This is a genomic window from Shewanella sp. S23-S33 (assembly GCF_043359565.1).
Classification (GTDB): Bacteria; Pseudomonadota; Gammaproteobacteria; order Enterobacterales; family Shewanellaceae; genus Shewanella; species Shewanella oncorhynchi.
In genome coordinates, this window is sequence record NZ_JBHFFD010000008.1 from 1 (window position 1) to 13,001 (window position 13,001).

The 13,001-nt window shown below is 43.4% G+C and carries 14 protein-coding genes and 1 pseudogene; 10 read left to right on the plus strand and 5 right to left on the minus strand.

Annotated elements, in window-relative coordinates; genetic code table 11:
* Positions 1-246: 246 nt before the first annotated feature.
* Positions 247-969: a hypothetical protein gene (locus ACHA99_RS01365; protein WP_393940588.1), complete on the minus strand. Its 723-nt coding sequence runs from the start codon at positions 967-969 to the stop codon at positions 247-249.
* 166 nt (positions 970-1,135) lie between these two features.
* On the opposite strand from ACHA99_RS01365, the pseudogene ACHA99_RS01370 reads away from it, so the two are divergent.
* The 10 genes and pseudogenes from ACHA99_RS01370 to ACHA99_RS01415 all read left to right on the plus strand — a co-directional run.
* Positions 1,136-1,428, plus strand: a pseudogene (locus ACHA99_RS01370) (IS110 family transposase); the annotation flags it as partial.
* Between the two features lie 643 nt (positions 1,429-2,071).
* Positions 2,072-2,446, plus strand: a complete 375-nt coding sequence (locus ACHA99_RS01375; protein ID WP_393940591.1) for a hypothetical protein — start codon at positions 2,072-2,074, stop codon at positions 2,444-2,446.
* Between the two features lie 141 nt (positions 2,447-2,587).
* Positions 2,588-3,040 (plus strand): hypothetical protein, encoded by a 453-nt coding sequence (locus tag ACHA99_RS01380; RefSeq protein WP_263138165.1) that lies wholly within the window; start codon positions 2,588-2,590, stop codon positions 3,038-3,040.
* A gap of 354 nt (positions 3,041-3,394) precedes the next feature.
* The gene (locus ACHA99_RS01385) at positions 3,395-3,703 is read left to right on the plus strand and encodes a hypothetical protein (RefSeq protein ID WP_393940594.1); all 309 of its coding nucleotides are present in this window, start codon (positions 3,395-3,397) and stop codon (positions 3,701-3,703) included.
* 57 nt (positions 3,704-3,760) lie between these two features.
* Entirely contained in the window at positions 3,761-4,276 is a 516-nt protein-coding gene (locus ACHA99_RS01390) for a ClbS/DfsB family four-helix bundle protein (RefSeq protein ID WP_393940597.1), read from the plus strand.
* Between the two features lie 30 nt (positions 4,277-4,306).
* Positions 4,307-4,963: a Vat family streptogramin A O-acetyltransferase gene (locus tag ACHA99_RS01395; protein WP_131526089.1), complete on the plus strand. Its 657-nt coding sequence runs from the start codon at positions 4,307-4,309 to the stop codon at positions 4,961-4,963.
* Positions 4,964-5,151: 188 nt separating this feature from the next.
* Positions 5,152-5,988: an AraC family transcriptional regulator gene (locus ACHA99_RS01400; RefSeq protein ID WP_393940600.1), complete on the plus strand. Its 837-nt coding sequence runs from the start codon at positions 5,152-5,154 to the stop codon at positions 5,986-5,988.
* Between the two features lie 125 nt (positions 5,989-6,113).
* Positions 6,114-6,953: an AzlC family ABC transporter permease gene (locus ACHA99_RS01405; RefSeq protein ID WP_131525747.1), complete on the plus strand. Its 840-nt coding sequence runs from the start codon at positions 6,114-6,116 to the stop codon at positions 6,951-6,953.
* Complete coding sequence (locus ACHA99_RS01410) at positions 6,950-7,252, plus strand: AzlD domain-containing protein (protein WP_131525746.1); 303 nt, start codon at positions 6,950-6,952, stop codon at positions 7,250-7,252. The genes ACHA99_RS01405 and ACHA99_RS01410 overlap by 4 nt, the downstream gene beginning before the upstream one ends.
* Positions 7,253-7,954: 702 nt before the next feature.
* Positions 7,955-9,247, plus strand: a complete 1,293-nt coding sequence (locus ACHA99_RS01415) for an aerolysin family beta-barrel pore-forming toxin (RefSeq protein ID WP_393940604.1) — start codon at positions 7,955-7,957, stop codon at positions 9,245-9,247.
* A gap of 105 nt (positions 9,248-9,352) precedes the next feature.
* On the opposite strand, the gene ACHA99_RS01420 is transcribed toward ACHA99_RS01415, so the two are convergent.
* The 4 genes from ACHA99_RS01420 to ACHA99_RS01435 all read right to left on the minus strand — a co-directional run bounded on the left by ACHA99_RS01420 (position 9,353) and on the right by ACHA99_RS01435 (position 12,992).
* Positions 9,353-10,066 (minus strand): YafY family protein, encoded by a 714-nt coding sequence (locus ACHA99_RS01420; protein WP_028760503.1) that lies wholly within the window; start codon positions 10,064-10,066, stop codon positions 9,353-9,355.
* A 109-nt stretch (positions 10,067-10,175) separates the two neighbouring features.
* Positions 10,176-10,625, minus strand: coding sequence for a GyrI-like domain-containing protein (locus ACHA99_RS01425; RefSeq protein ID WP_173248657.1), 450 nt, complete (start codon positions 10,623-10,625; stop codon positions 10,176-10,178).
* 87 nt (positions 10,626-10,712) lie between these two features.
* Positions 10,713-11,096: a VOC family protein gene (locus ACHA99_RS01430; protein ID WP_028760505.1), complete on the minus strand. Its 384-nt coding sequence runs from the start codon at positions 11,094-11,096 to the stop codon at positions 10,713-10,715.
* 174 nt (positions 11,097-11,270) lie between these two features.
* A complete protein-coding gene (locus ACHA99_RS01435; protein ID WP_393940608.1) occupies positions 11,271-12,992 on the minus strand; it encodes a phospho-sugar mutase in 1,722 nt (573 codons plus the stop codon).
* Positions 12,993-13,001: the final 9 nt, after the last annotated feature.

Below are 13,001 nucleotides of genomic sequence, written 5' to 3' on the forward strand. Positions count from 1 at the left end.
ACGATGACATCCATGTCATCGAAGGTCACGTCCGCAGTTGAATTCGCCCTTGGCAAATTTCGGTGTAATCTGCGGCAAAGTTTGAAAATATGGGTATTTAGCTGTTGTGCGCATGATTTTACCCTTGGGATACGCAGCCTCACTGCGGGTTAACTTGCCTACGCTTCACAGCGTTGGCTAAGTGCGCTTATAGGTATACGGGGATTTTAAGCGGGAGGAAAGCCTACCCGTTAACGGGGACAAGAGTTAGCATTGAGAATTAACTTTATCCTCAAAATAAGTAATAAATTGTCTTATTGTGCGTAAAGTATTTTCTATGCTTTCTCTATTTGGAGTGGAGTCCAAACCACGTTTGTCTCTACCACTTCTATGAACTATATCATGCCTGATAGAAAATATTTTATTCCATTCTTTGAAGTCGTATCCCAGTGCAGAATTGAAAGTATCCCTATACATGCTTTCAATTCTTTTTGAATCATGAAATAAAATTAGTGATATTCTCCCTAAAACCAAATTTTTCACAGAACCGTCAAAATAATCAAGCTCCTGTAATGTATATGTTTTGGGTTCTTTGCAGTTGCTATAAGCTCTAATTAAATTTTTTAATAATCTATCATCTTTTGACACTATCGATATAAATGCATGAGTTAGAAAGGATTCCAAGATAGTTACAGCATATGCATGAACCATTTTGAATGTGACATTTTCCAAGTTGCATGGAATTTGCTCATTTACAATTTCATAAAGCTTATCCATTTCAAACATGAATTTATGGTTTAATTCTGATAATTCTAATGACTCATAATAGCTATAATCCTGATAGTATTCTTGCTGATTACACCATTCTGTAGCTAGCTCATTCCATTCATCACTAGATTCGTCGACTTCATCGCTCCCAATTTGCTCGCATATCCAATCACGCATTTGTTGCTCTTGAATATCAATATATAACTCACTCATTGAACCCATAACTTAAGCTCCCAATATATAGAGCTATTAACCTAACAGAATTCATTTTGTTAGTTAACTAAATTAACACGTTGCACTTTCTTATTGGCCATATTCCCCTTAACCACCTGCTTAGTATTCATATCCTTCATGAAGAATTTAACGAGACATATATGGACGCTCCCTGTGTGGTGGAGCAAATTACTGGGCCAGAGAATTTGAGCTGTTGGGCCATAACGTCAAGCTAATCGCACCTCAATTTGTGGTGCCTTTTCGGCAAGGTAATAAAAATGACTACAACGATGCCTTAGCCATCGCTGAAGCTACGCAGCGACCCAACATGCGGTTTGTAAAACCCAAAGGCGTCGCGCAGCAAGATGTGCAACTGCCCCACCGCATGCGCGAACGATTAACTAAACAATCAACCGCCTTAATCAAGTCTGAGGGATGTTAGCGGAATACGGCATTGTAGAGAGAAAGAAAGGACATCCACATATTTTTAAGGCTAGAAGTGAATTTATGCCCTGATGTGTCGACTTGAAAATGGAAATTGATCGTGTGGGAACTGGCTAAAAAGGTACACAAGAATTAACGAAATTAAGCACTCTCATGGAAGTGACCGTTGACGGCATGGATGCCGTCGTCGAGCCCTCAGGGATGAGTTAATGGCGTGTCACTGGAATGAAAGTGCTTAATTGTAAAGACGGACTTATAGCCTCAAAAAAATAAAAAGAGTAAGGACACCTACATATTTTTAAGGTTAAAAGTGAATATATGTCCTGATGTGCCGACTTGGAAATGGAAATTGATAGTGTGAAAACTGGCTAAAAAGGTACACAGGAATTAACGAAATTAAGCACGCTCGTGGAAGTGGCCGTTGGCGGCATGGCCGCTCATTCATATCTGACCCATAGGGATATGGGGAATATCACTATTATGTCGGGAACATAATTGACCATGTGACCGTGGCATTCGCGCATCCATATGCAGTAGATGCCGCCGTCGAACCCTCTGGGATTACTTTTATTATTTAAGCAGAGCGTGTCACTGGAATGAGAGTGCTTAATTGTGTCGCTGGATTTATAGTTTCAACATCAAAACATCACTATATCAAGGAACGACTATGTACTTTATTGCGGCTTTTGGTTTATTGATGTTGTTATTAAGTCTAGTGATGGCTGTAAAGCCTGAGTCTTTCTCTAAGGGGATTATTTCATTTAGTGAGCAGCCCTACTTCCATATTGCTGAGGTGATCAGCCGAATTATTGCGGGTCTCATTTTTACCCATTACTCAACCGATACTCAGTTTCCACAGACCATTTTTGCGATAGGTATTGTGTTGTTCTGTGTCGGAATGGGCTTAGCATTAACGCATCCAAGGTTACATAGAAAGTTTGAGCTATGGTCTGCTCAATACTTCAACAATAAATTCCGTTTAATTGGTCTATTTTCCATACCGCTATCTTTGCTACTTATCTATTCTGCTGTTGGCGCCTAAAAAAAAGTATGCAATCCAACAAGGATTTTGTCACAATAATTTAGTTTTAGCTAAAGCATCGCCACTTGTAAAAAACAATGCTAAGGTAATGATTTGTATAACAAGTATTGTTTTCTAAGCAGAATCTGTCGGAGAAAAAGGATGTTTATCAGATATATTTTAATGCTCACTGCCGTGCTGCTATGCCTTTACCCTGTTTGGGGATTAGTGAGCCCAGCAAGCTACTTGCAGGAGATATTAGAGGTTTATCCCGATGCGGAACAAGCCAGTCATACTCAAGTACGAATTACGGCGGCTATTTTATGGATAAGCAATCTGACGCTATCATTTGCGTTACTATTTATTGCAAAATTCATTAAACAACCTCAAACGTACAAATTCGCGAAAATATCGTCTATCGCATTAATTAGCTATCCATTTATTCTGACGATAACAGAGGCAATTTCTCACAGTATTCTATACCGCCACCTAGAACATACTACGTTGACAATCGAGTTTTCAGCGCAAAAAATGTTCTATTTCGTATTTGGCCTGATCATTCTGGGAATTTATCAATCCCAACAAGAGTACAAACGCGCCAAAGAGAATGGTTAATTTATCAACATATTTTAGGGAAAAACCATTGAAGTTCTTTATCTCTTTTATCTTTGCTTTTATTGGCTCAAAATTATTATTCAAATACTTCGATTTTCACTACGATATTTTTAGCGATCCTTTTGATCCATTGAAATTTATTATTGATACAGGGGTGTTCGTTGTTATTTTTATATCAACACAGATACTGTATGAAAAATATTGGGAAAAACGAATAAACAAGAACAGCCATAATTCCCCCAACTAATGCACATAAGGATAATGCGCAGAGGGACTATGAATAATATATGCTGTTAACACGCTCACAAGCGCTAAGCGACCAATCGAAACCACATAGGAACTAGAAAGCTTTATATGCGAAAAAACATTCTCCCACTGATCATGCTAAGTCTTGGCGCATTGCCTCTATATGCTCCAGCACAGGACAGCAGCGCGTTATGGGGTAAAAAATACGCTGAGGTGAAATCGAGTTTATTGGCTGCTGGCTGGGTATTAGCCCCCGTAGCAGAAGATGAAACGCCAATGACAAAAGATTACCCTGAAATAACCTGTGGTAGCGGCGCGATGGCCATTTGCTCTGTCGGCTTTAAGCGAGAAAAAACTACGCTTGCCTTAGTAGTTGAGTCTATTGAACAAGTGCTTGTTGTAACAGGTGAATACTAAATAGCCCAATAGATGATGTTAAACTCAGCCTAAGCATCTAATGTAAACGAGGTAGTGATGACATCTGTACCCCAATCAAAACAAGAACTTGAATTGGCTATTTACTCAGTTTTCCCCAAATTGATGGCTGACTATCGTTCAATCCCAACCCAAATGTCCCGTGTGTGCAGCATAGAAGGAAACATCAAAGGTACACAAATGAGTGTAAGTGATACCGTCGCTTACCTTATTGGTTGGGGTAAATTAGTGCTCAAATGGTACGAGTTAACATCGCAAGCACTCCCCGTTGATTTTCCCGATACGGGTTATAAATGGAATCAACTGGGATTATTAGCAGAGCGATTTCATCATGAATATAGCCAATGGCAATATACTGATTTACTTGATGAATACGAAATAACAATGGAAAAATTGTCAACGCTGATTGCGAGTCTCAGTGATCAGCAACTGTACGGCATAACTTGGTACGATAAATGGACTCAGGGCCGTATGATCCAGTTCAATACTTACTCCCCGATGAAGAATATGCGTACCAAAGTACGACGATTCAAAAAAGACAATGCATTACCCTAGTAAACAACTCTTTTAAGCACGGAGGTATTCATGCCAAATACCCACACTCACCCGCAGTTAGGTCCAAATCCCAACGATAAAGCGCCGATGAAAGGCTTTCCTCAAGTTGGTTTTCTTAAAAATTTTATCACCCGCGAGAACATTATTGTCGGTGATTACACTTATTATGACGATCCAGCTGGTCCTGAAAGATTCGAGTCGAATGTGCTTTATCACTTTGACTTTATTGGCGATAAACTAAATATCGGTAAATTCTGCGCCATTGCGAAAGACGTGAAATTCATTATGAATGGCGCCAATCATCAAGTATCTGGCTTTTCAACTTATCCCTTTTATATCTTCGGCAATGGTTGGGAGAAAGCGGCGCCCAAGCCCGAAGATTTACCTTTTAAGGGCGACACCTGTATCGGTAACGACGTATGGATTGGTTATAACGCCACTATCATGCCTGGGGTGAAAATTGGCCACGGCGCCATTGTTGCCAGTCAATCCGTAGTGACAAAAGATGTGCCACCCTACGCTGTGGTTGGCGGTAATCCTGCCACAGTGATCAAGCTGAGATTCGAGCAAACTGTGATAGATGAGCTTGTTGCCATCGCTTGGTGGGATTGGCCGATAGAGAAAATCACTCAACACCTAGAGGCTATCGCGGGGGCAGAACTCACAACATTACAGCAGGCAACCTAAATAACGCCTATCGCGAGCAAGACTGAACAAAAAATCTTAAGCGACAAGCATTAAGCAACACACATTAAAAAAACGCCATTAAACGCAAACAAAATCCTATATGCGCAATTTTGTACAAAAGCACTGAGGGTTTCTGGGTTACTATCAGGCACAACCCGCCATTAATACACTAAACTCGGAGGCCTAGTGTGAACACAGAACATGCGGCCTACCAGATTGCCGATGAACTAGGTGGCCTCGAGTTACTCAATGCCCACTACCATAAACAAAACTTTAGTCGGCATACCCACGAAGGTTACACAGTCGGCGTGATTGAAACGGGTGCGCAGCGTTTTTATCGCACCGGTGGCAACCATGTGGCGCCAAAGCACAGCATCATTCTCGTCAATGCTGATGAAGTCCATAATGGCTGTAGCGCGACTGAAGGCGGCTGGTCCTATCGTGCCATGTATCCAGTCCCTGCGCAGTTTGCCGGTATTAACAGTGAGCTAGCAACAAACAACGGTGCGCCCTATTTCCCTGAGCCCGTAGTGTACGATCCTGAATTAGCCGAACTGCTGCGCTTCACCTTTACGACTTTAGATACATCGGATAATCGCTTACTGCGCGAAAGCTTAGTCTATTCAAGCTTGACGCAGTTGATGGCGCGCCATAGCAAGAATCGCCCGAGCGATGACCTCACTGTAATCGCTAAGCCTGCGTTAGCACTGGTGAAATCCTTTATCGACGATCATCCTGCAGCCGACATCTCCCTTGAAGAGCTGGCAACACTCGCGGGATTAAGCCCCTATTATTTGCTGAAGCAATTTCAGCGTTATTACGGCTTACCGCCCCACGCTTATCAAATTCAGGCAAGAGTGAGACTCGCCAAAGGAAAAATCAAACAAGGCACACGGCTACTCGATGTCGCCCTCGATTGTGGGTTTCACGATCAAAGTCACTTGAATCGACATTTTAAGAAGACAGTCGGTGTTACACCGGGGCAATTTGCCAAAGAAATAGGCCGCAATATTATCCAAGCCTAAACAACCACTTTAAGTTAATCTGCCATGCTCATTCTTGCTTTCTCCTCGATTGACTAAGCAAGCAACCTTATCCAAGCATTTATTGTTTAACAGCAACCCCGTCGCCGCTATTTTTAGGAGCCAAAGTGACCACCGACAAGCTTATAGAACCTGACGTTTATCCTGTGCATCCATCGAAATCCAAGGCATTTTTAAAAGGTACATTAGCCATGATGCCGTTGACAATAGCGGTTGTTCCTTGGGGCATTTTAGCGGGCTCCTTCGCCATTGAGGTTGGGCTAACGCCCATTGAGAGCCAAGCTATGTCGGCGATTATCTTTGCGGGCGCGGCTCAATTAGTGGCGCTCGGCATGGTGAAAGCCGGTATTGGTCTGTGGAGTATCTTAATTACGACGTTACTCATCACCTCGCGCCATCTGTTATATGCAATGGCGATGCGCAGTCAAATCAGTCCTTTGCCGTTAAAGTGGCGCCTAACATTGGGCTTTTTGCTCACAGATGAACTGTTTGCCATCGCCAATCAAGGCAAGTTACATAAGTTCGACCCTTGGTACGCCCTTGGCGGCGGTTTAAGTTTCTATATCGGTTGGAACATAGCCACACTACTTGGCATAGTGGCGGGCAATGCGATCGAGAATTTAGATGAGATGGGATTAGATTTTGCCATCGCAGCCACCTTTATCGCTCTGGTCGTTCCTACCATAAAAAAGCCATCGATTCTCGTCTGTGTATTAGTCTCGCTCACCCTAGCAGTGGTATGCGCCGTTTTTAAAATTCAAGCGGGACTGCTCATTGCCGCCATTGCGGGAATGACGGCAGGTGTACTTTACGCCAAAGTGACCAAGGAAGCGGAACGCGCAGAACAATCCGCAAATCAGTTAGCAAGCGCACAGACCAAAACAGAAGTTGATACTGGAGTTGGGACTGACATTAAGACAAAAACATTGTCAGGAGAAAAAGCATGATTTGGTTAATGATCTTTTCAATGGCGGCGGTTGTGTTTATCAGTCGTCATTTACTACTTGAGCCTAAACTACCGCTGCGATTAAGTAAGGGCACCCAGACCTTTTTAAGTTACTCGGCCCCTGCGGTACTCACTGCGATCTTTGCGCCCATAGTGTTTGTGCAGGAAGGTCAGCTCGATCTGAGCCTAGACAACAGCTATCTCATCTGCGCCGTAGTCGCTACTGTGTTGGCGCTCGTCACCCGTAATACCTTGCTAACCACAGTGCTGAGTATGGGACTGTTTTTCTTTATCCACTAAGTAAGCAAAGAGTCAGTGCTCAGCAACGGCACTGACTCTTGCATCAATCACTGACACTGTCCCTACCACTCTTTTACACAGCCTAACCCCCTCTGAGACATCGCCCTAGAAAATCACTTCCACGTTAACTTGATCTTCCACAATCTTCATGTATTTAGGCTCTTATGTCTGTGCAACTAACAGTATCGGCTTTAACGGTATTTCACACATCGACGATAATGGAAGAGTGATGATATTTATCAGCAATAACAAAGACTCAAACAATAAAAACAAAATACTTAATCTAACCATATTCAAACTATTTAGTCTCTAAAACGTCCATTCAGAAATGTTATTTACAGCATCTATTACGGCACTCATCTCAGTATAGTTCTCGGAATGAAGAGTCCATTTAAAAAGTTTTACATAATAAAATGCCGCATAAATATTAATCCACATTCAAAAACCAACCCACTAAAATTTAAAGTAAATACACTATATTATAAAGTTCTAAATACCGTTTAAAAATAAAGTGATTAACATTTTTAACCAGATTAAAACACGCTTCAAATTAATTAATTTTTATTTTGTTTAATAAAAATAAAAGTGCTAGTTTTTAGATGTGCCTAGCAGTAATGATTATTTATATGATTTAGAACTACATATAATTGCCATCGGCGCTCTCAATGAAAGGACGTATTTTATTAAAATAAAGGAACAATCATGAGAACAAAATCTAGCCTGGGTATATTAACGTTATCCTGTTTAACCGCACTTGGAACTGTTTCTTTGTTGGCCGAAGCTGCTATTCCGAATACTATTCCAAAACTGTCAATGGTAGAACACGCTGCCCCTGACCTTGATTCGCTTAAAAATGATGCAATTAACGACCCCTCGTTTATCAGCTCGTTATTCTCCTTAGGACACCATCTTGGATATGCATGGGCTGGCGGTACAGCATCCCAGTATGTTGGTGAAGACATCGAAGTCAGAAGAGAATCGAGCAACGAATACAGTCTTAGAGCCCGCTATAACGGCAATGATCCTTATGCAAGCGGCTACAGAGCGAATGAACGTTTGAAGGTAAATTTACAAAATATTCATTTCGTCACTAATCCTCAAAGTCTAAAGTTAGGTTCACCTCAAGTTTATGATCGTGAGGCTATTTATACTGCTCCTGTGGTTATCTATAACTGGGGTGATACCGAAGATACTGGTGTGGCCACCCTAAACTATGATTACACCACTAGCTGGGCCAAAACCGATAATTTCTCCTTCTCCGAGAAAATTGGCGTAACCAATAAATATGAAGTGGGTATTCCAGGAATAGGTGGAGCGAGTTCTGAAATCAGCGCCGAATTTTCTGCCAGCCAAGGTTGGAGTGAAACCGACGGCAAAAGTACAACGATTTCGAGTCAGGCGCAGTACCGCGCAATTATGCCGCCTCGCAGCAAACGTTATATCTCAATCACCCTATTTAAACAAAAGGCGGATGTCCCATACACCTCAAGTTTATATATGATGTACGATATAAAATATGAGAACTTCTTAAAATGGGGAGGTAATGCGCATATTAATCATCCGACAAATAGACCTAACTTCCCTTACACCTTTGGCGGAGCGAATGCGAATAATCTGAATGGACCAGAAGCCTTAGTCGATCAATATCTTCATCAAGATATAAACGGTTATGGTGTATGGGATTGGCCTGCAGCGATTAATTCGGCACAGTCAAAAAGTGGGTTTGAGTGGCAATTGGCGAATATTGTTAGACAACATGGCGCACCTATCAACGGTAAATTTACAGCAATAGATTCGAGTCAATTTAATATCGATGCCAGTGAATCCTATCCACTAACGGATGAAGACATTGCTAATCGTCCTAAAAGCGCTCAAAAATTAGGACTGAGTCGCAATATTCAGGTTGCCGTCGGCGAGATCCAAAACAATGATGAAGATGGTTTAATCAAAAAACTGAATATTTCGCAATCAAGTGAAGTCATGTTAAACAATTAAAAACGGTGAGCTTAGGCTCTCAATAACTACTATGACACCAGTATCAGAGAGATCTCGATACAACTAGCGAATTACTAGAAAATTAGAAATGTAATACAAAGCCACTCATTCGAGTGGCTTTTCTTTCGCTTCTGCTCGCGCCTTCGATTGCTCATCCATCAGGCAAATATAATCTTCAAGCTCTTGCCCAAGAGTGAGATCAAAATGACGGTTTAACCGCACAAGACCTGTGATGCGATCGACCCTGAAATTACGAAAATCAGCACGTAGCTCACACCATGTCAGTAAGGTCCAAGTACCACGCCAAAAATAGATGGCGAGCGGCCTAACTTCCCGCTCGGTGACATCCAGTTTGACGTCTTGATAGAAGAGTTTGACGTATTCGCGGCGCTGAGCCGCATTACGGAGGGGATCGAGGAATTGAAACTCATTGGAGTCGAGGTAAAAGTCCGGTGAAAACATCAAGGATTGATAGGCTTGTAGTCGTTTTGGTAGTACGGCTTCGACTTTGATCATCGCCTGCCTCGCTGCGCTACCAAGCTCCTTACCACCCCAAGTTTGCACCATACGCATGCCAACTTGAATCGCTTCCAGTTCGGCTTCGTTAAACATCAAGGGCGGAACATTGACCTCGTGGCGCAACAAATAGCCGACACCCGCCTCCCCTTCAATGGGAATGCCACTTAAACACAAATCCTGCACATCACGGTAAATCGTGCGTGTAGAAACCTCTAACCGCTCAGCCAACTCTTGGGCTGTGGTTAAGCGTTTATGTTTAAGAATTTGCACTATTTGAAATAGGCGATCGGCGCGGCGCATTAGCTCTGGTTTAACCCTTTATCTATCAATCAATTGATTAAGTATTATTACCCTAGGTCAATCGCTGGTATGTCCTTGAATACACACTTGAGTGTTTTTACGATTTGAATCATAAAATCCCGATATAGATCTCAACCTCAGTAGCACTAAGATAGACTTCAAAATCCGTTTGATAGCGTCGCTGATGAGAGCAATCAGCCGCGCTAAAATAACCCCACACTTGTCCCCAGAGATCGATAACACACTGGGGCATATCACCCTGAGCTGTGAATTTAAGGTACTTGCCCGCGTTAAGCTCCAATGGCGTAAAATGACTTGCATCAACAGGGGCATCAATTGCCTTACCCACCAGCACAGAAAACTCGCCATTCATGTCTGACTCATAGTCATAATACACGCCATACATGGGCGAATTGAGCATAGCGGTGAGCTGGGATGATTCAAAAAAGGCTTGCCACAGACTACCTATTCTCGCGCTATCGACAGACATTTCTGCCCGATTATTCGTGCGGGTGCTTAGTCCAAGTAACGGTCGAGCATCAATATAAACCACATCCATCTTTGTTTCTTCCATAGAAATCTAAACCAATAGGTTAATGTTAGCGTCGTGCCTAAGGGCACGACGCTAACAATTTAACACTCGAAACTACTTATCCTTAGACCACAGACCGACTTTATTGCCTTCACTATCGGCAAATAACGCGATGTAACCACACTCTCCACCATTAATCGGCGTCACTGGCAGCAAAATATTCACATTGGCGGCAGCGAGTTTATCCACTAGCGGTTGTAAGTGGGTGCTGAAATGCAAATACACTGTGCTGCCCTGCATTGACGGCTGACTCATACTGCACTTGACTAGCCCTATGCTCGCCGCACTCGCATCCTCAGTGACTATGCTCGCATATTCCATGTCTTCCATATCGTCACGTTTAAACTCAACCCCAAAATGCTGTTGATAAAAAGCAATGGCACGGTTCATGTCACTGACAGGAATTTCACCCCAAACTAACGGTGCAATAGATAACATTTTCACTTTCTCCTTGTTGAAAAAATATCAATGATTCAAAACCTTATTCGTACAATTCAGGACAGAATCATTAACGGGCGACAACAAGAATAAAACAAGGCTACTGACAGCATGATGTCAGTAGCCTTTTAATAAAAGTGAATTTTGGCGTTTTAACTTAACCAGCAACCAAGATTATTTTGGCAAACTGGTTTGATGTGCCTGAATAAAATCATCCATAGCTTTGCTCGCCCTCGCTTGGGCGCTGGCTAAGGTATCTGTATCAACCATAGTTTCTACCACTTCGTAGTAGCACTTAATTTTAGGTTCTGTGCCAGATGGTCTGACGATCACCCGAGCCCCGCCCGCTAAGCAGTAAGTCAATACATCGCTCGGTGGTAAGTCGATTTTCTCAACATTTCCATCGGCAAAACGACGCTCAAGTGCCTTTAAATCATCGGTTGAGAGCACATCTAACTCACCAATCTTAACCGGTGGATGCTCGCGCAAATAGGCGCCAATATTGGGCGTGTCAGGTTTTAGCGCAATGCTCACCTGCGCATTGAGATGGAAGCCATGCTCACGGTAAATTTGCTCGAGTCTGTCCCAAATCGTTTGCCCCTTCGCCACCAGCTCGGCAGTTAATTGGGCGAATGCCACCAGCGCCGACAAGCCATCTTTATCCCACACCATACTGCCCACCGTATAGCCAAGGGCTTCTTCATAGGCAAACAGGAACTGATCCTCAGGCGAAGTTTTTGCAATCCCCACATTCATCAGCCACTTAAAGCCGGTGAGCGTGGTAAAGCTTTGCGTGCCAAACCCTTGAGCAATTTTAGATAACAGGCTCGATGACACTATCGTTGTGCCCGTAAGTCGTTGATTATCTTTAGCGTGAGATAGCAAGTAATGTCCAAAGAGCACGCCGACTTGATCGCCCGTCAACATCTGATACTCGCCATCCTCTTTACACACTGCAACCGCAAAACGGTCGGCATCGGGATCGTTAGCACAGGCGAGCATAGCGCCGTGTTTTTTCGCCTCGGCAATCACTAAATCCATCGCACCCTTTTCTTCAGGGTTTGGGAAGTTAACCGTCGGGAAATCGCCATCGGGTTCACGCTGGGAGGCAACCGAATACACTTGGGTGAAACCTGCATCTTTCAATACCGTTTCGGCCATTTCAGCACCCACGCCGTGCATGGCGGTATAGGCTAAACTGACCTTTTCAGGAGCGGTATGGTTTTGCAGCACCTCAGCTTGCTGTACGCCATGACGATAGCTTTGGTAAAAATCGTCCTGCAGGATAATTAACTTACCTTGTTTTACCGCGTCATCATGCTCTAAAAACGGAATCGCTTGATTTGCGGCGCGCTCAATTTGCGCGGCAATACCAGAGTCGTGGGGCGGAATAATCTGCGCGCCATTCTCCCAATAGACTTTATAGCCATTGTATTGCGGCGGGTTATGACTCGCGGTCACCACAATGCCCGCTGCCGCATTAAAATGTTTTACCCCAAAGGCCACCAACGGCGTTGGCGCTACTTTGGACGTTAAGCGCACCTTAATCCCCATAGCGGTGAGCACACTCGCCGCATCATGGGCAAAATTGAATGAGTCGTGGCGGCCATCATAACCAATCACCACGCCACGCTCGGCTGCATCTTTAATCTGATCAAGTAGATATGCACCAAGACCAGCAGAGGTTTGGCGGATCACCAAACGGTTCATCCCCATAGGCCCAGCACCGACGACACCGCGTAATCCTGCGGTGCCAAACTCCAAGCGACCCGCAAAGCGCGCTGCGAGTTCGGCATCATTGCCACTATCAATTAGGGTTTGTAACTGGGCTTGAGTGCGAGGGTCTGGATCATTTTCAAGCCAATGGTTTACCTGTAACTGTAGATGGGTACTCATATCACGCCT